Here is an 18,731-nt window from a genome sequence, read left to right on the forward strand (position 1 = left end):
AGGATTATCTTTCAAAAATAAACACCAGTCCTGCGCTGTCAATTGTACCCAACCACGACTGCAGAGACATCTGACCCCAACTGTTCCGCCTAAACGAAACAGGGAAACCGGAGACCGGTTTCCCATATGTTGTTACTGATGAGAAAGGAAGGACAGCTTTTTCAGCGGCCACACCTCCATCTCTCCGTCCAGCATTACCGGTATCAGCAACGCCTGGTGCCGTTTGTCCAGTGCAATATCAGCAGGGGAATGGATGACCTTCATGCTTTTAGACGTTCCTGCTTTCAGGTCGTATACGTGCAACAGACCTTCCTTGGGTCCCTTTACTGTAATCCAGTCAGACAACAGCAGGTGGGTGGCATCCAGCTGAACAATCCCGTCAAACAAACCGACAGGGGAGTTCTTTACCGGCTGAAAAACATCATCGGCCCTGTCCACGCTCCGGTGAAACAGCTGCCCGGTCCCGTTCATTTCCGGCCCCATGGAACATACATACAGCTGATCAGCCGCTTCATCATAGGTGACACCGTTGGCAACCACAATATTGCCCAGCAGCTTCACATCTGCCGTACGGGGATTCACCAGCAGAATATCGCCCGTAACACAATCGCTGACTACCAGCAGGCTGTCATGCACCACGGTAAGGTCATTGAGCTGCCGGTTTTTACCTTCCGGAATGAGATCAAAAACCTTTTTCCGGCTGTCGATATCATACCCTTTGAGATGGTCCATATCGGTCACATACAGGGTATGACCCATTATTTCCAGGCCCTTGGGAGCATTCAGGGTATCGTTGAAATAGCGGGCAGACTGTACTTTTCCGGCTTTCACCCAGGCAATGCTGCCGTCGCCGTCCTTAACAAAGGCGTCCGGCCTGGGGCCGATCTGCGACACAAAATAACCGTCTTTCCAGGCCACCGCGCTTTCCGGCGTGGCCAGGCCGGTAATGGTCTGCTGTGCGTGAATGGTGGTGGAAGCTAACATACCAGCCAGTAAAAGGGGAGTCATTATTTTCATACGAATAGTTTAGGCTACAAAAATAAACGCCTGTACCGCGACAGAAGTTGTGTACAACAAAGCATTACTTATGAATATCAAAGTACAGGAAAAAAAGAAGGCCGGAGTATGAGTACTCCGGCCATTACCTAAACCTACAACTGTTACACTGTTAGTAACATATCTTCAATTAGTTATTGTGAATTTCGCTTAACGGCACTTCTTCGTAGGAAGCCACCATCCGTTGTCTGATATAACGTTTGGTAGACAGTTTGCCTATGCCGAATCTGGCCATGACCTTATCTACCACCATGTATACCACCGGCACTACGATCAGGGTGAGGAACATGGAGCTGATGAGGCCACCGATAATAACCCACGCCAGACCATTTTTGGTAGAAGCCACGCCACCGGTAGCCAACGCAATCGGCAACATACCGATCACCATCGCGATGGTGGTCATCAGGATAGGCCTCAAACGTGCGTTGTTGGCGTGTATCAGCGCGTCAAACGTACTTTGGCCCTGCTCTTTCATCTGGTTGGTAAAGTCCACCAGGATGATCGCATTCTTCGCCACCAGACCAATCAACATGATCATACCAAGGATGGTAAAGATGTTGAGCGTATTGTTGGTCAGCGCCAGTGCCAGCAAGGCACCGATGATCGCCAGCGGTATGGAGAACAGTACCACAAACGGATAGATGTAGTTGTCATACAGCGCCACCATGATCAGGTACACCATCACAATGGAGATCAGCAAAGCTGCGCCCAATGTGCCGAAGGAGTCGCCCTGGTTTTCCGCATCGCCACCAAACACGAAGTTGATGCCGGTTGGTTTTTCCATTTTCGCCAGTTTGGCGGCAAATTCCTGTGTTACAGTACCGGAGGGGCGTCCCATTACCTGTGACTGTACAGACACGGAAGTGTTTTTATCCCTTCTTTCCAGGTGGCTGGGGCCGGAGCCTTCTGTCACCGTAGCAAACTGCGACAACTTGATCAGCTGGCCTTTATCGTTCACTACCTGAATGTTGGCCACGTCCTGAAGGTTCTTTTTATTGAAATCGTCGAAACGGATGTTGATATCATATTCATAATCACCCTGGCGGAACTTCACTTTAGAATCATCTGCCGTACCACTGAAAGCGGTTTGCATGGTACCACCCACCATATCGAGGGTGAGGCCCAGCGCGGCCATCTTATCACGGTCCACCTGCACGTTGATTTCCGGGTTACCTTCTTCCACAGACAGTTTCACCTCGCTGGTACCGCTGATGGTTTTCAGCGTGTCCATGGCTTTTTTCGCGAAGCTCATCACGCTGTCCATCTCACTGCCCATGACCACCAGTTCTACCGGCGCTCTTTCTGCCGTACCCATGATGCTCACATCGGTTGTTTTCACTTTCACACCGGGCAGGAGCGCCTTCAGTTCTTTCTTCACTTTGGCAGCATAGATATCAGAGCTTTCGGTACGTTTTTCCAGCGGCACCATGATCACGGTGATCTCTGATTTATAGGCGGTGGACTGGGAGGTACCAAAACCGTCTTCACTGGTCTGGCCTACAGTGGTGATCAGCCTTTCCACCTCCGCTTTTTTATTGAGATATTGTTCCGCAGTACGGGTAGCCTGGTTAGACTGCTGTACAGAAGCGTCTTTGGGCATTTCCAGCATTACGATGAACTGACCGCGGTCGCCTTTCGGGATAAACTCACCACCGATATATCCTTTACCAATCAGCATAAAGGAAGCAAACAGCAGGCCTACGGAGGCTATCAGAGTAATGGCCTTGTGTGCCAGCGCCCATCTGAGGATACCGGTCATCCACAGGGTAAAACGATGTAATTGTTTTTCAAACCACAGGATGAATTTCTCGAAGATATTTTTTCCGGTGATGTGTTCCAGCTTACCAAAACGGGACGACAGCAGCGGCACGATCATAAAGGAAGACAACAAGCTGAGCATGGTAGAGATCATCACCACCACACAGAACTCACGCAGGATCTTCGATACCAGCTCGTTGGTCAGGGAGATCGGCAGGAACACCACCACAATTACCAGGGTAATGGAGGTAACGGTGAAGCCTATCTCTTTCACACCATCAAATGCTGCACGGACACGGTTTTTGCCCATCTCCATGTGACGGTAAATATTCTCCAGCACCACAATGGCGTCATCCACCAGGATACCTACCACCAGCGACAGGCCCAGCAATGACATGAGGTTGAGGGAGAAGCCCATCAGTTTCATGCCAATAAACGTAGCGATCAAAGACGCCGGAATGGAGATCATAACGAATATGGCACTACGAATACTGTGCAGGAACAACAGCATCACCACGGCCACCAGGATTACCGCCAGCACCAGGTCATGTATCACGGAGTCGGCAGATTCCAGCGTAAAGTCGGAAGAGTCGTTGGCCACCAGTATCTTGAGGCCATTGGCCGCGTAGTCTTTCTCTACCTGTGCGATAGCCTTCTTCATTTCCTCACTCACCGTTACCGCGTTGGCGTCGGTTTGTTTCTGTACCTGGAGGGCAATCGCGTTTACACCGTCTACCCGGGCGATACGCTCTGCATCTTTTTGGGCGTCCTGTACGTCGGCCACGTCCTGCAGGCGGATCTGGCTGCCTTCGGCGGTGGTTTTCAGTACGAGGTTACGCAGCTGGTCCACGTTTTTATATTTACCGGCCAAACGGATCAGGATCTGTTCATTGGCTGTTTTCACCTTACCGGTAGGGAAGTCCATGTTGGCATTGGTAACCGCCTGGCGTACCTGTAGGATAGACATGTTATAAGCCTGCAGTTTGTCGGGGATTACGTTTACCTGTATTTCACGTTCCTGGCCACCGATCAGCGAAACCTGCGCCACGCCTGGCAGGCGGGACAACAGTGGTTGCAGTTTCTTGTCTACCAGGTCATAGAACTTTTTATCATCCATTTTAGCGGTGGCAGACAACGTCATGATCGGCAGGTCATCAAGCGAAAACTTATTGAGGGATGGTGGTTTCGCATCGCCCGGAAGGTCGGCCAGGATGGCGTTTACCTTACGTTGCGCATCCTGGAGCGCGATGTCCACATTCGCATCGTTATTCAGCTCTACGGTGATCACGGAAAGGCTCTCAGAAGATTTGGAAGTGATCTTCTTGATTTTTTCCATGGAAGCGATCGCATCTTCTATCTTTTTAGTGATGGTACTTTCCACTTCATTGGGCGAAGCACCGGGGTATACCGTCGCAATGGTGACGATCGGGGAGCTGAACTTGGGCAACAGCTCATAGTTCAGCGATTTATAACTCATGACGCCCAGCAGCGTAAGGATGGTGAACACCACCACCACGATCGTGGGCCTTTTTATGGAAACTTCAGTAATCTTCATGTTGCAAGAATTGGTTCACGCTTATTTATTGCCACCCTGTACTACTACTGGTGTACCATCTGTAAGGTTGATCTGTCCGCTGGTGATCACGGTATCGCCTTCGTTGAGGCCTCCCCGTATTTCCACCTGGTCACCGATGATCTGGCCGGCTGTCACTTTGCGTTTTTTAGCCACTTTACCTTCCATCACATATACCTCGTTGCTGTTCACACCACCGATGAAGGCCGTGCGGGCAATGAATATGGTTTTAGCTGCAGTAGGCGTTTCAAAGTGGGCAGTACCGTACATGCCTGCTTTCAGTTCTTTGCCTGCCACGTTGCCGACTTCCATTTCAACCGGGTAGTTGAGGGAGTTGTCGCCTTTCGCAGCGATGAAGGTGATAGTGCCTTCATAGCTGGCTTCGGGGAACACATTGGAAGTCACTTTTACTTTCTGTCCTTTCTTCAGGGTGACTACCTGCGCTTCCGGTACGGCTACGGCCAGTTTCAGCCGGGACACGTCCACAATGTCAAACATTTTATTACCGGGGGAGAGATAGGCGCCCTGTTCCACATATTTTTTGTTGATAACACCGGAGATAGGCGCTTTCACGTAAGTATCGCTGACACGACGGCTGGACGCTTCATATCTGGTTTTAGCGATGTCATACTGCAGTTTCACATCATCTACCTGTTTCTGGGTAACGCCACCGGTTTTAAAAGCGGCTTCATATCTTTCTTTATCCACCCTGAGCTGATCGAGGTTGGCTTTTGCAGAAGAGAGGTCTGTGTTTACGATCTCAGCGTCAATGTAGGCGATGGCCTGGCCTTGTTTTACCACGCTGCCTTCATCTACCAGCAGACGGGTAATACGGCCGGAGGTTTCGGCGAGGTAAGACAGTTCACGGATAGGAGCGAAGTTGCCATTGGCCAGGAAACCCTGGGAGAAATCGTTGGTGGATACCCGTTGTATCAGTACGGGCACATCGCCGCTATTACTTTCTTTTACAAACGCTGTTTTAGCTTCATTGGCTTTTTTATTGGCGTTAAGCTTCCACATGATCAGCACCACTGCACCTACTGTTACCAAGCCCCAGATAATAAACTTTTTCATCTGCAATAATTTGTGTGTTTATATCCGCCACAGTTGCGGTCTATCGTTTTATTCGTTGTATTGGTTTTAGTTAAGCAGTTCTTTCAGGACACCTTTGCTTTTGATGATATCCAGTTCTGCCATTTTATATTGAAGCAGTGCTTCGTTGTAGCTGTTTTGCGCATCCGTGAGGGATGTTTCTGCGTTGAGCAGGTCTGTCAGGCTGGCGAGACCGAGTTTGTAGTTATTCTGGGTAGAATAATACACTTCGTTGGCCAGGTCTACGTTCTCCTTCTGGGTGTGGATAGTAGACAGGTTAGTGCGGACCTGCAGTTTGGCGTTTTCGTAGTCTGTGTTCAGACTGAGTGATATTTCCTCTTTCTGTTTGGCCAGCTGGCGCAGGGCCACATTTGCCTGGCTCACTTTCGCACGGCGGCCGAAACCATCAAAGATGGGGATGTGCAGCGACAGGCCTACGGCCGCGGCGCCATACCAGAAAGTAGCGTTGGCAGGATCATTTTTAGAGAACAGGAACTGCTGGCTCATCCCATTGTAGGAATAGCGGCCGAAGAGTGACAGGGAAGGATAGTACTCTGCCAGGTAGGCTTTTTTCTGGAACTCCTGCAGTTGTTGTTGTTTCTGTACGAGCTTAAATTCTGTTCTGTTTTCCAGGTTCATATCATCGTACTGCAATACGCCGGCTGCTTTGGTTTCAATCTCTTTGAGAGAAGCGCGCGGGATGGTAAAGCTGGACTGCATCGGCATGCCCATCACCCGTTTCAGGTTGTTGGCCTGAGTAGACGCGCTGTTGAGCAGTTGCGTGAGCTGGGTTTTGTAGTTGGTCAGGTTTACCTTGATACGGTCCAGGTCAATTTTTTTGGCGAGGCCGTTTTCGTATTGTGACTGGGTAGCATTCACCAGCTGGGTAAGCTTTTCGATATTGCTGTTCACGGTCACGATTTTTTCCTGTAATACCAGCAGCTGGTAATAAAGGCCGGACACGTTATAGATTACGTCTTCGGTGGATTTCTGCGTTTGCAGGGTATAATATTCTTCCCCGGCTTTAGCCGCTTTCAGGCCTGTAAATACAGCCTGGTTAAAGATCTGCTGGTTCAGTTCTGCGCCTACCGCGGCGGTATACTGGGTACCGAAGGCGATGGTCAGGGAGCTGTCTGGTTTACCGATAACGGTGCCAGGCAGAAGTGACTTCGGCAGTTTCAGGTTATCTGTATAGTTAGCATTACCAGTGATCTGCGGAAGGGCTTGTGCGCGTACTTCCTGTGTTTTGAATTTTCCCATTTCCTCTTCCATTTTTGTTCTGGAGAGTTGCTGGTTGTTATTCAGTGCAAACTTCAGCGCTTCCTGCAGTGTCAGTGGCGCCTGAGCGTAGGCATGCAATCCCCCTATCCCCATTAAGAGGATAAGCGTTAACTTTAATCGCTTCATACGTTGATAGTTATTCTTCTTCTTTGATTTGCAGATACTGGTTTACCAGCTTATGGCCTTTGATAGTGGCAATGCCCAGTATAAAATGTGCAGTGACTTGTTCCATCACAGCCGGCATATCGAATGTGTCCGGCGGGTACTGAAGCTGATCGAAGGCCGCGTCCAGCTGCAGCTGGCGCATACGGGCCATCACGTTCAGATCGAGGTTTTGCCGGTACAGGCCTTCCGACATGCCTCTTTTCAGATTTTCTGTAATGCCGTACAGGATACAGTCCCGCTGGAAGTTCTCAATATTTTTCCAGGTGTCCGGATGATATTTTTGTAGTTCAAACAACATGACCGGGTTAAACGATCTGGCCATATTGGTAATATACTTCATGCTGCGCACCAGTTCGTCGATAGCATTTTCCGCGTTGGCGTGTGTTTCCTTAAAAAATGTGCTGTGCGTGTCCAGCAGCTGTTGCATGCCTTCGTCGATCAGCGATTGTTTATCGGAAAAATGTTCATACACTGTTTTCTTGGACATCCCGCAGTCACGGGCAATATCAAACATCGTCACTCCTTTCACGCCGTATGTTCTGAACAGTTTTAGCGCCACCTCCTTGATTCTTTCCCTCGCTACCATGATCTTTTCTCTTTATGCTTTCATCGCGTTAATGAAAAAATCCACTAACAGTTTCTGTTTCTCTATAACCAGTTCAAATGTTTCTTCGTCCAGCTCTTCGTCGTTGGAAAAGTGGTCGGGCACGGAAAACCGCAGCCCAACAAGGGACTGCACCAACAAATCTGCTGTCTGTTCAGGACTGTCTACGTTAAACTCCCCGGAAGCAACACCCGCTTTGATCACCTGTGTTGTCAACGCTATTTCAATCTGTTTGGCCTTTTTCACACCTTCCTGGAAAACAGTAGGGCCGTCTTTTTGTATTTTAAAGATCTCCAGCCGGCAGAACTTACTGATGAAACCCTTCTTCACATCGATGATGTCATGCAGCGCTTTCGCGGCTGACGTGATGTTAGTGGCCACTTTATGCATCTCTGCAAAATAGAGCTCGGCTATTTTCTCCAGCACGGCCAGGTGCATGGCTTTTTTGTCCGGAAAATAATAATACAGGGATGCCTTGGAGCAATGAAGATCATCTGCGATCTCATTCATCGTGGTCTTACCTGCGCCATAATGAGTAAAACGCTTCAGAGCCGCCTCAAGGATCTTATCCCTCATTTCGTCTTTATTCTCTGTATGCATTAACTTTTTGACTTTTTTAGTTTCAAGGTCAAAATTAGGAAGTTTTTTCAATATAGAAGGGACATTGGTTGTTTTAACAGGCATTTAACTTTTCGATGACAAAAGTCAAAAAGTCAACTTTAATAGTCTGGACACTGCTGATCTATTCAGCCCGGAGGAAGAAAATTGGCAATAAAAACATCTACCAGTAAGGATTACGGCAGATTTTCACAACAATAAAATTATCATGTAAAAAATCAGGGGTCAAAGGTGGATATCATCCTCAACTTTAGCTATCCACTATTAACCTCTGGGAAAGGGGGCACTTTTTATCCGATCTAACTTATCCACATAACCGGTATTTGCCCTTCGGGCGATGCCTGTCTTTTGCTCCCATCTCCCGGGTACGGAGAAAACCCGGAGGCCTGTTGAAGTTTTCGAGGCCAACACCTAATATACTCAATATCATCACTGCCCAAACAGCCCAAAACACAATGTGGCCCAGGGCTTCAGCCCTGGGAAAAAAATGGGGCCAACCATTCCGGCCGGCCCCACAAGGCATATAAATTAAATAAAATAGCTAAATGATCAAATCATCCTATTTCAGTTTTTCCAGTGCTGCTTTCAGTTTTTCGAACATTTCAGGGATTTCCTGTTTCACGCAGGTGCCTACGCTGAGGCGGTACCAGGGTGAGTTTTTAGCGGCGCCGAAAGCGTAGAAAGGCACCAGGGCCAGTTTCGCTTCATTGAGGATGTAGGAGGTAACGGCGGCCTGGTCTTGCAATGCGGTGCCGTCGGCTGTGGTTTTACCTACCAGGTCCAGTTTTACGGTGAGGTAGATGGCTGCCTGTGGAGCGATCGCTTCTACAGGGTGACCGGCTTTTTTCAGGCTATCGAAGCCTTCATAGATTTTCACCAGTCTTTCTTCGATTTCGCCTTTAAAGTGCTGGAGGTATTTATCCACATTTTCTTTCTGTACGAGATAGCGGGCAGCGGCTTTTTGTTCTGCCATGGGGCTCCAGGCGCCAACGTGAGAGAGGATCGCTTTCATTTTGCCGATCACGTGGGCAGGGCCGAGGGCCCAGCCTACTCTTACGCCGGTAGCGGCAAAAGCCTTACTCATACCGTCGATGAAGATGGTGTATTCTTTCAGTTCAGGACGCAGCTGAACGGGATTGTAGTGATGTGTTTCGCCGAAGGTGAGCACCCAGTACATCTGGTCAAACATGATGTAGAGCGGCTTTTCGTTGGCACCCCTGCTTTTGTTCTCAGCGATCACCAGGTCGCAGATCTCTTCCAGCTGTTGTTTGTGGAAGGCGGTACCGGTAGGGTTCTGTGGAGAGCACAGGGCCAGGAGGGTAGCGCCTTTCAGCAGCGGTTTCAATTCGGCTGCGGTAGGCATGAAGTCGTTTTCCGCTTTGGTTTCCAGCACTACGTGTTCTGCTTCCAGGAAGTGGGTATAGTGGTTGTTGTTCCAGGAGGGCGTAGCGTATACGATTTTCTCGCCACGGTCAACGATCGTGCGGAAAGTAGCATAAATGATGGGGCGGCCGCCGCAGGAGATCACAATTTCTTTGGCCGGATCGTAGGTCAGTCCCTCACGCTCTGCTATAAAATCACCTACCGCTTTTCTCAGGTCGGCGATACCATCAGCCGGCGGATAGTTGGTCAGGTGTTCCTTATAGGCAGTTATGATTTCCTGTTCAAATTCAACCGGGATAGGGAACACCTTCGGGTCAAAATCGCCGATGGTGAAGTTGTAGATCTTCTCGCCCTTGGCCTGTTTCTCCTTGACTTCAGCTGCTAACTTGATGATTTCTGATCCAATCAATGTTTCGGCTAAATGAGACAGTTTCATAACCTGCTATTTTTTGTGGTTGTAGAATATTTTTTCAGCGCGGCAAAAGTAACCGATTTGAAGATAATTTAAAAGAAAAGCGATATTCTTTTTACAATCATCAATAACCATCGCCCATTGTTGGTTTTTATCTAAACCAGGTGCCGCATTTCTGCTTTTTATATAGCATTATATTATTTTTAAATGTGATTTTCTTTCGGCGCAGCCTGTGTAAAACCGCTTATATTTAGTGTATAAGATGTGATGAAATTCAGGGGAATAACAAAACTTTCTATCTTTGTTTACAGTACATTTACACCTTTTATCAGGGGTGCCATGTGAACAGACAGGCAGGAGGGCACAACTCCCCGGCAACTAAGAATGACAAGCAAACTAATATAGACCATGAAATTTATTGTTTCTTCCTCTACTTTATTAAAACAATTACAACAGATCAGCGGTGTTATCAATTCCAACACAGTATTACCCATACTGGAGGATTTCCTGTTCCTGATTGATAAAAATGAGCTGACCGTAGTTGCAACTGATCTTGAAACCGTTATGCGGGTGAAGCTGGAGGTGGAAGCCAAAGAGAACGGACGGATCTGTATCCCGGCCAAGATTTTGATGGACTCCCTGAAAAATCTGCCTGACCAGCCGCTGACTTTTCACATTGACCTGAATTCCTACGCCGTGGAAATCACTTCAGACAATGGCAAGTACAAGGTAATGGGAGAAAATCCGGAAAACTTCCCCAAAGAGCCGGCTGCTGACGACACCACGTCTTTTACGATGAGATCTACAGCACTGGTAACAGCGATCAACAAAACACTCTTTGCCGTTAGCAACGACGATCTCCGCCCGGCCATGACCGGCGTTTTCTTCGAGCTCGGCACGGAAAGCCTCACATTTGTTGCTACAGATGCGCACCGCCTGGTGAAATATGTAAGAACAGATGCGAAGTGCCCGCAGGCAGACACGTTCATCGTGCCTAAAAAACCGCTGAACCTGCTGAAATCCGCACTGCCGGACAACGATTCTGAAATCAAGGTTTCTTACAGCCAGAACCACTTCTTCGTACAGCACGAAGGCGCACAGATGATCTGCCGCCTCATCGATGCCCGTTTCCCGGACTATAAAGTGGTGATCCCTAAAGACAACCCTTACCGCCTCACCGTGGTAAAAAGCGATTTCCAGAACGCCCTGAAACGTGTAGGCGTGTTCGCTAACAAAAGCACCAACCAGGTAGCACTGAATATTACCGGCAGCGAACTGCAGCTCTCCGCACAGGATGTTGACTTCTCCTTTGAAGGCAACGAACGTATGAGCTGTCAGTACACCGGCGACGATATGCAGATCGCCTTCAATGCCAAATTCCTCATCGAAATGCTGAATGCTGCTGAAGGTGATGAAGTGACCATCGAACTGGCCACTGCCACCAAAGCCGGTATCCTCAAACCTTCCGAAAAAGAGGAAAATGAAGACCTGCTGATGCTGGTAATGCCGCTCATGCTGAACAACTAATACCCGCTTTTCAGCCGCTAAAGTGAACGGCTACACTAAAAGCCATATGCTTATAGCTAAAAGTTTATATATAAAGCAATCTCTTCCAAAGAGGTTGCTTTTTTCTTTGCCAGTGGCGGAAAAGAGCGCTTATTTATTCCCCAAAAAGTCGTAATTTTTAACCGGGGTAAACAGGAAAAACAGCTTATAGGAATACAGAGACAATCACTGATTTAATTTATTATACCCCACCTATCCACCCGTTTGATATTGTTGGCCTGGCCGGAAAACCTTGATAATTTCAGAAAGCAGAGAACACACATTTCCCGGATATATCTTATTACCAGTTATGGTAACGTTTTTTGAAAATATTCCGTCTTATTACCGTACCGCTATCCTGGTAGGCGGTTTACTGTTGTTGTGGATCATCGAAGGGTTCTTTCCCCGTTTCACCTTCCGCGGCAGCAAATACCGGCATGCCGGTACCAACCTGTTTTTCACCCTCACCACCGTGATCGTGAATACCGGATTTGCGTTCCTGATCGTAAAGGCTTCACAATGGACCAGCAACGCCCGCTTCGGGCTCTTATACTGGCTGCACCTGCCCCTGTGGCTGCATACCCTGCTGGCCATCCTGATGCTGGACCTGATAGGTGCCTACCTCATTCACCTGGTGCAACATAAAATAGGGTGGATGTGGCAGTTCCATAAAATACACCACATCGATACACAAATAGACGCCACCACTGCGTTACGCCATCACCCGGTGGAAAGCCTCTTCCGCGTGGGTGCGCTTCTACTGGCCATTCTCTCCATGGGCGTGCCGTTCTGGATGGTCATGTTTTACCAGTCACTCTCTGCATTTATGTCACAGTTTAACCACGCCAACATCAGACTGCCTAAAGGGCTTGATAACGCCCTCAGCTGGATTATCGTTTCCCCTGACATGCATAAGGTGCACCACAGCCATTATCAGCCGGAAACAGACTCCAATTACGCCAATATCTTCTCGATATGGGACCGCATTTTCGGCACCTTCATTTTTATCCCGGATACCACCTCCATCCGATACGGGCTGGACGAATACCGGGACAACCGTTACCAGGAAGTAGGGCCGCTCCTGAAAGTACCCTGGGAACAATCCACCGTAGCCAACAATGATAAGATAAGTGGAGTGAGCAGTAACCTGTAGACTGTATTCTTTTACCTGTTTATTAAATCCGAACATATGCAACACTCAACAGCACTCACAAAAACAGCCTGCATTGCAGCATTGGTCATCGGCGTCCTCTCAGCAGCATTTGCTTTTGCCACCAAAACGCCCACCTATGCCGTCGCCTCCGGCGCAGCAGCAGGTATAGTAGGCCTCGTATCCCTGTATATCGGCAGAAAAAATATTGATGATATGCAGCTGGCCGCTGCCGGCATCTTTATGGCTGTAGTAGCCTGCCTGGTAGGACTCTGGCAAATGTATAACTAAAGACATGACTAGCGGCTCCGGCGATACCGGTCTGTATACCCCTCCGCTGCCTTCAACGGAAACAGCACCAGTGATGTGTCGGACAGCTCCCTGATAATGGTGGTGTCTATAACGGCAGCCGTATCCTTTACGCCTTCCGAATGGCTCCATAAAAACAGCGTGTCATTGTTCAACGCCCATTTTTCATATACCAGCGTATACATGTTGATAGACTTTGCAGTACCGTTCCTGCGCAGCTGAAACCCCTGCATCTCCTTGTCCAGCCCTGCTACAGGCTGTATCCATTTCCCTATGAGCTTAGCTGTGTCCACCCGCAGCGTATCAGTTACAGCAGCGATGCTGTCGGTAACGCCGGCATTGCTGCTGTCTGTAACCACTACCAGGCTGCTGTCGTGCGCTGCCTCTTCCGGCACAGGTGCTTTCTTTGACTTACACGCTACCAATAACAATAATAATGGCAATAGTGACGGTAACTGTTTTATTAACATGAAACTAAATTACGAATTACCGGTATATGCGAAAGATATTTTTTAACCCCACCGTCAATCAGGCTGTGCGCTCCTCCTTATTCTTTTCAACATCGTTAGCTTATCACGGCCAGTCATACATACTAAATCATATCGGATATCGCTCAACACCCACATATTTCGTATAACCGTTTACGTTATTAAAAGCTATTTATCCGGATTCTTTTTTGGGGTATGATTGCCACAGCCATCCGTCGCCCGGAAAATTATCCTCCTGCAATTATTATTTTTTTCTTACTTTTATCCCTCACTTTAGGGGTGTTTATCCCGTACCCGGGATAAGCTGAGATGATACCCTCAGTACCTGAAGCAGCTCATACTGCCGTAGGGAAAAGTAACTGAACTTTCTCATCTTCCACATCCTTAAAGTTTATTGTTTCACTTAAATTCCAACACGCATGGAAGTGCTTGTAAACAATAAACTTTATGCGGTGCAGCAAGGAATAACCATTGCTGCGCTCTTACAGTTTATTCAACTCTCCGCCCAAAAAGGTATTGCTGTTGCGGTCAACGACCAGGTGGTCCCGCGAAACTCGTGGAATGACCAGCCATTGCAGCCGTCAGACAGTATCACGATCATCCGCGCCACTCAGGGCGGATAGTTCGGTTTCCTTATTTCGTTTAACCATTACCGTTATATATGCATAACGGAACGATATTCTCATGTCCACAAAATCCTTTCTCATGCAAAAACAACCCGTGGCCATCAGCCGCACGCCCTTTCCCGCCTCAGAAAAAATATATGTCAGCGGGACTATCCATCCTGTAAAAGTCGCCATGCGGCAAATAACACTGACAGACACCCGTATTCACGGCCGCAAAGGCGATGCCGTGCCCAATGAACCGGTAGTGGTATATGACACCAGCGGCCCATATACCGACCCGTCCATCGACATAGACGTTACCCGCGGCCTGCCCAGGCTGCGTGAATCCTGGATCACCGGCAGGGGAGACGTGGAACAACTACCGCAGTATACCAGCCCTTATGTACGGCAGCTGCAACAAACAGGCGACAACATGCCAGGCATGAGCATCACCGCCCAACCATTGCGCGCACTGCCCGGCCGGAATGTGACCCAGCTCTACTATGCACAACAGGGAATCATCACGCCGGAAATGGAATATATCGCCATCCGCGAAAATCAATACGCAGAAAAATACTACCAGGAAAACAGCCCGCTCTGGCACCAGCATCCGGGCAACAGCATGGGCGCCAACATTCCTAAAAAACAGATCACGCCCGAATTCGTACGCCAGGAAATAGCCGCCGGACGCGCTATCATACCAGCCAATATCAACCACCCGGAAAGTGAGCCCATGATCATCGGCCGCAATTTCCTCGTGAAAATCAATGCCAACATCGGCAACTCCGCTGTTACCTCCAGCATCGAAGAAGAAGTGGAAAAAGCCGTATGGTCCTGCCGCTGGGGCGCAGACACCATCATGGACCTCAGCACCGGCAAAAACATCCATGAAACCAGAGAATGGATTATCCGCAACTCACCCGTGCCCATCGGTACCGTACCCATCTACCAGGCACTCGAAAAAGTAAACGGCAAAGCAGAAGACCTCACCTGGGAAATTTTCCGCGACACACTGATTGAACAGGCCGAACAAGGAGTTGACTACTTCACCATCCACGCCGGCGTATTGCTGCGCTATATACCGTTAACGGCTAAACGAACAACCGGCATCGTTTCCCGCGGCGGCTCCATCATGGCCAAATGGTGCCTGGCCCATCACAAGGAAAACTTCCTCTATACCCATTTCGAAGATATCTGCGAAATCATGAAGGCGTATGACGTTTCCTTCTCCCTCGGCGACGGCCTCCGTCCCGGCAGCATCGCCGACGCCAACGACGCGGCACAGTTCGCAGAATTGGAAACACTGGGCGAACTCACCAAAATAGCCTGGAAACATCATGTACAGGTGATGATTGAAGGACCCGGCCACGTGCCCATGCACCTGATCAAAGAAAACATGGACAAGCAGCTCGAACACTGTCACGAAGCGCCTTTCTATACCCTGGGCCCCCTCACCACCGACATCGCGCCCGGTTACGATCACATCACTTCCGGTATCGGCGCGGCCATGATCGGCTGGTTCGGCACCGCTATGCTTTGCTACGTTACGCCGAAAGAACACCTCGGACTGCCTAACAAAGAAGACGTACGGCAGGGCGTGATCACCTACAAAATCGCCGCCCACGCCGCCGATCTTGCTAAAGGCCACCCTGGCGCACAACACCGCGACAACGCCCTCAGCAAGGCGCGGTTTGAATTCCGCTGGGAAGACCAGTTCAACCTCTCCCTCGATCCGGAGACCGCCCGCGCATACCATGATGAAACACTGCCGGCGGAAGGCGCTAAAATCGCCCACTTCTGCTCTATGTGCGGCCCTAACTTCTGTTCCATGAAAATCACGCAGGAAGTAAGGGATTTCGCCGCCAGGGAAGGGCTGGACGATGCCACCGCACTAGAAACAGGCATGCAGGAAAAAGCCCGGTCCTTCGCTGAACAGGGAGGCGAAATCTATCAATAAAACCAGCTGCCGATGATTTGGGTCGTCACCTCACCAGAACGTATATACGAAGAAGAAAAGATCGTCGCCGATCTGTTACAGGCAGGCGCCAGCTACATTCTGCTGCGCAAACCCTCCTGGCAAACGGCCGACTATCTGGCCTTCCTGGAGAAAACAGCGCCGGAATGGCATCCGCGTATCATTGTCCGCGATCAGCCTGACATCAGCAGCCGGTTCGCGGCAGGAGGGCTGCATCTCAGCGAGAAAGCCCGCTACAGTACCGATGCCCCCGCGCTCTCACGGTTCCCGCTGTGCAGCACCGGCATACATGATACCACGGCTATTGCCACGATGCCGCCGCACTTTTCCGTACTGCTGCTCAGCCCTGTTTTCGACAGTATCTCCAAAACCGGTCACCATGGCCGCTTTGCGCAGCCTCTTCCAGACAAGCAGGGCAGACAGGTACTCGCACTGGGAGGGGTGGACGCCTCCAACATTCATCAGCTGAAAGCCTGGCATTTCGATGGCGCCGCCGTATTAGGCGCCATCTGGCAACAACCCGGCAAAGCAGTCACCATTTATCAGCGCATACAACAACGATGGAACAGCAACGACCAGTCGTCATGAGCTTTGCAGGCCTCGACCCCAGCGGGGGAGCCGGTCTGCTGGCAGACATCAAGACTTTTGAGCAGCACCGCGTGTATGGCCTCGGCGTATGCACGGCACTTACCATACAAACCGCCAGCGACTTCATTTCCGTGGACTGGCTATCACTGCCACGTATCCTGGCGCAGGCAAAGCCGCTGCTGGCCACCGAAACGGTGGCCTACTGCAAGATCGGCATCATGACAGATGTACAGTCCCTGCTGGAACTGGTACGTGCCATCAGGTTGCTGTCGCCCGGTATCCGCATTATCGTTGACCCGGTGCTGAAAGCCTCTGCCGGACATGCTTTTCACAGCAGCATCCCGAGGCAGGCATGGCAGGAGCTGCTGCCAGAGCTGTACCTGATCACGCCCAACTATCACGAAGCCATGCTGCTGGCGGGCCTCGACGATGGCGACGCGGCAGCGAAACAGCTATCTGCCCACTGTGCGGTACTGCTCAAAGGGGGCCATCATCAGGCAAGGCCCGGAGAGGATACGCTGTACACCGGCAACGAAGAACAGCGGTTTTCCGCCGGCACCCAGCGGGTATATCCCAAACACGGATCAGGCTGCGTGTTGTCTGCCGCCATCACGGCCAATCTGGCACTTGGCCATTCACTTTCCGACGCATGTGCTAACGCCAAAGCCTATACGGAAAATTTATTGTCCAGTCATCCTTCATTAACCGGATATCATCACATATGATCAACAAACTGCATTATATCTCCCAGCAAACAGACCGGCGCAGCCACCTCGATAACATCCGGGCGGCGTGCGACGCCGGCTGTCAGCTGGTACAACTGCGCATTAAAAACGAAACGCACGAAAACGTGCTGCCGGTAGCTACTGCCGCCAAAGCCCTCTGCGACCGGTACAACGTGTCGCTGATCATCAACGATTATCCGCATATAGCCGTTGCCGTTGACGCCGCCGGTGTGCACGTTGGCCTCCAGGACATGACGGTGGCCGCTGCGAGGGCTATCGTAGGCACCGATAAAATAGTCGGTGGCACCGCCAATACACTCTCCGATGTGCTCACACACGTTAAGAACGGCGCCAGTTATGTAGGCCTTGGGCCTTTCCGTTTCACCACCACCAAACAAAACCTCAGCCCCATCCTGGGCATTGAAGGTTATCAGGCGATCATGGCCGCCTTGCGCGAGCAGCAGATCAATACGCCGGTAGTGGCCATTGGCGGAATTATGGAATCAGACATTCCCGCCATTATACAGACCGGCATCCATGGCATAGCCGTGAGCGGGCTGATTACACAGGCAACCGGGCAACGGTTGCTGGTACAACATATTTATGACCTTTTAAACAAACAGTGATGACACAACCACTCACCATCGCAGGCCGGACATTTACCTCCCGCCTGTTTACCGGCACCGGCAAGTTTGCCTCCGCCCCGCTGATGGAAGAAGCCCTGCTGGCCTCCGGCAGCGAGCTGGTGACCGTCGCCCTGAAGCGGGTGGACCTGCAACAGCAGGCAGATGACCTGTTGCGGCATCTGCATCATCCGCATATACAGCTGCTGCCCAATACCTCCGGCGTACGTACCGCCAAAGAAGCCGTTTATGCCGCTCAGCTGGCGCGGGAAGCACTCGAAACCAACTGGATAAAACTGGAAATACATCCTGATCCCCGTTACCTGATGCCCGACCCGGTAGAAACCCTGCTGGCCGCCACGGAGCTGGTAAAACTGGGCTTCGTGGTATTGCCCTATGTACACGCAGACCCGGTGCTGTGCAAAAGGCTCGAAGACGCAGGTACCGCAGCTGTTATGCCGCTTGGCTCACCTATTGGCAGCAACAAGGGGCTCCGTACCGCCGACTTCCTTGAAATCATCATCGCACAAAGCAATGTGCCCGTAGTGGTAGACGCCGGCATCGGCACGCCCTCTCATGCCGCCATGGCCATGGAAATGGGCGCAGACGCCGTTCTTGTCAACACTGCACTGGCAGTGGCCAAAGACCCGGTAAAAATGGCCGCGGCCTTCAGAGCGGGCGTGGAAGCCGGCCGCATGGCCTATGAAGCCGGCCTGGCGCCCACCAGTACCCACGCCATCGCCTCCAGCCCGCTGGTGGCTTTTCTCGACGAAGCTTAATC

Annotated in this window: 17 protein-coding genes and 1 riboswitch; of the genes, 9 read left to right on the forward strand and 8 right to left on the reverse strand. The window is 50.4% G+C overall.

What is annotated here, in order from left to right; genetic code table 11:
* Positions 1-132 precede the first annotated feature (132 nt).
* From HGH92_RS10825 to HGH92_RS10855, 7 genes are all read right to left on the reverse strand, one after another.
* Positions 133-1,017 carry a hypothetical protein gene (locus HGH92_RS10825; RefSeq protein WP_168870730.1) on the reverse strand — a complete coding sequence of 295 codons (885 nt, stop codon included), beginning with the start codon at positions 1,015-1,017 and terminating at the stop codon, positions 133-135.
* Positions 1,018-1,186: 169 nt separating this feature from the next.
* On the reverse strand, positions 1,187-4,369 hold the full coding sequence (locus HGH92_RS10830; RefSeq protein ID WP_168870731.1) for an efflux RND transporter permease subunit: 3,183 nt from the start codon (positions 4,367-4,369) through the stop codon (positions 1,187-1,189).
* 21 nt (positions 4,370-4,390) lie between these two features.
* On the reverse strand, positions 4,391-5,461 hold the full coding sequence (locus HGH92_RS10835) for an efflux RND transporter periplasmic adaptor subunit (protein ID WP_168870732.1): 1,071 nt from the start codon (positions 5,459-5,461) through the stop codon (positions 4,391-4,393).
* Positions 5,462-5,527: 66 nt separating this feature from the next.
* Positions 5,528-6,886 carry a TolC family protein gene (locus HGH92_RS10840; protein WP_168870733.1) on the reverse strand — a complete coding sequence of 453 codons (1,359 nt, stop codon included), beginning with the start codon at positions 6,884-6,886 and terminating at the stop codon, positions 5,528-5,530.
* 10 nt (positions 6,887-6,896) lie between these two features.
* Positions 6,897-7,511, reverse strand: a complete 615-nt coding sequence (locus HGH92_RS10845) for a TetR/AcrR family transcriptional regulator (RefSeq protein ID WP_168870734.1) — start codon at positions 7,509-7,511, stop codon at positions 6,897-6,899.
* Between the two features lie 12 nt (positions 7,512-7,523).
* The gene (locus HGH92_RS10850) at positions 7,524-8,129 is read right to left on the reverse strand and encodes a TetR/AcrR family transcriptional regulator (protein WP_168870735.1); all 606 of its coding nucleotides are present in this window, start codon (positions 8,127-8,129) and stop codon (positions 7,524-7,526) included.
* 577 nt (positions 8,130-8,706) lie between these two features.
* The gene (locus HGH92_RS10855) at positions 8,707-9,966 is read right to left on the reverse strand and encodes a pyridoxal phosphate-dependent aminotransferase (RefSeq protein ID WP_168870736.1); all 1,260 of its coding nucleotides are present in this window, start codon (positions 9,964-9,966) and stop codon (positions 8,707-8,709) included.
* A gap of 384 nt (positions 9,967-10,350) precedes the next feature.
* Between HGH92_RS10855 and dnaN the strand changes: the two genes are divergently transcribed.
* The 3 genes from dnaN (at position 10,351) to HGH92_RS10870 (ending at position 12,928) form a co-directional block, all read left to right on the forward strand.
* A complete protein-coding gene (dnaN, locus tag HGH92_RS10860; RefSeq protein ID WP_168870737.1) occupies positions 10,351-11,469 on the forward strand; it encodes a DNA polymerase III subunit beta in 1,119 nt (372 codons plus the stop codon).
* A gap of 328 nt (positions 11,470-11,797) precedes the next feature.
* A complete protein-coding gene (locus tag HGH92_RS10865; RefSeq protein WP_168870738.1) occupies positions 11,798-12,640 on the forward strand; it encodes a sterol desaturase family protein in 843 nt (280 codons plus the stop codon).
* A gap of 36 nt (positions 12,641-12,676) precedes the next feature.
* Positions 12,677-12,928, forward strand: a complete 252-nt coding sequence (locus HGH92_RS10870) for a hypothetical protein (RefSeq protein ID WP_168870739.1) — start codon at positions 12,677-12,679, stop codon at positions 12,926-12,928.
* Positions 12,929-12,936: 8 nt separating this feature from the next.
* Here HGH92_RS10870 and HGH92_RS10875 read toward each other — a convergent pair whose 3' ends face one another.
* On the reverse strand, positions 12,937-13,416 hold the full coding sequence (locus tag HGH92_RS10875) for a lipocalin family protein (protein WP_168870740.1): 480 nt from the start codon (positions 13,414-13,416) through the stop codon (positions 12,937-12,939).
* A gap of 283 nt (positions 13,417-13,699) precedes the next feature.
* Positions 13,700-13,803: riboswitch (TPP riboswitch) on the forward strand.
* A gap of 50 nt (positions 13,804-13,853) precedes the next feature.
* Between HGH92_RS10875 and thiS the strand changes: the two genes are divergently transcribed.
* The 6 genes from thiS to HGH92_RS10905 all read left to right on the forward strand — a co-directional run bounded on the left by thiS (position 13,854) and on the right by HGH92_RS10905 (position 18,729).
* Positions 13,854-14,057: a sulfur carrier protein ThiS gene (gene thiS / locus HGH92_RS10880; protein WP_168870741.1), complete on the forward strand. Its 204-nt coding sequence runs from the start codon at positions 13,854-13,856 to the stop codon at positions 14,055-14,057.
* An 82-nt stretch (positions 14,058-14,139) separates the two neighbouring features.
* Positions 14,140-15,996, forward strand: a complete 1,857-nt coding sequence (gene thiC / locus HGH92_RS10885; protein ID WP_168870742.1) for a phosphomethylpyrimidine synthase ThiC — start codon at positions 14,140-14,142, stop codon at positions 15,994-15,996.
* Between the two features lie 12 nt (positions 15,997-16,008).
* Complete coding sequence (locus HGH92_RS10890; protein WP_168870743.1) at positions 16,009-16,602, forward strand: thiamine phosphate synthase; 594 nt, start codon at positions 16,009-16,011, stop codon at positions 16,600-16,602.
* Complete coding sequence (locus tag HGH92_RS10895; RefSeq protein WP_168870744.1) at positions 16,575-17,327, forward strand: hydroxymethylpyrimidine/phosphomethylpyrimidine kinase; 753 nt, start codon at positions 16,575-16,577, stop codon at positions 17,325-17,327. The genes HGH92_RS10890 and HGH92_RS10895 overlap by 28 nt, the downstream gene beginning before the upstream one ends.
* Positions 17,324-17,953 (forward strand): thiamine phosphate synthase, encoded by a 630-nt coding sequence (locus HGH92_RS10900; protein WP_168870745.1) that lies wholly within the window; start codon positions 17,324-17,326, stop codon positions 17,951-17,953. Before HGH92_RS10895 ends, HGH92_RS10900 begins: the two co-directional genes overlap by 4 nt.
* Complete coding sequence (locus tag HGH92_RS10905) at positions 17,953-18,729, forward strand: thiazole synthase (protein WP_168870746.1); 777 nt, start codon at positions 17,953-17,955, stop codon at positions 18,727-18,729. Before HGH92_RS10900 ends, HGH92_RS10905 begins: the two co-directional genes overlap by 1 nt.
* The last annotated feature ends 2 nt before the right edge of the window (positions 18,730-18,731 follow it).

Origin of the sequence: Chitinophaga varians (assembly GCF_012641275.1) — a bacterium.
Taxonomy (GTDB): Bacteria; Bacteroidota; Bacteroidia; order Chitinophagales; family Chitinophagaceae; genus Chitinophaga; species Chitinophaga varians_A.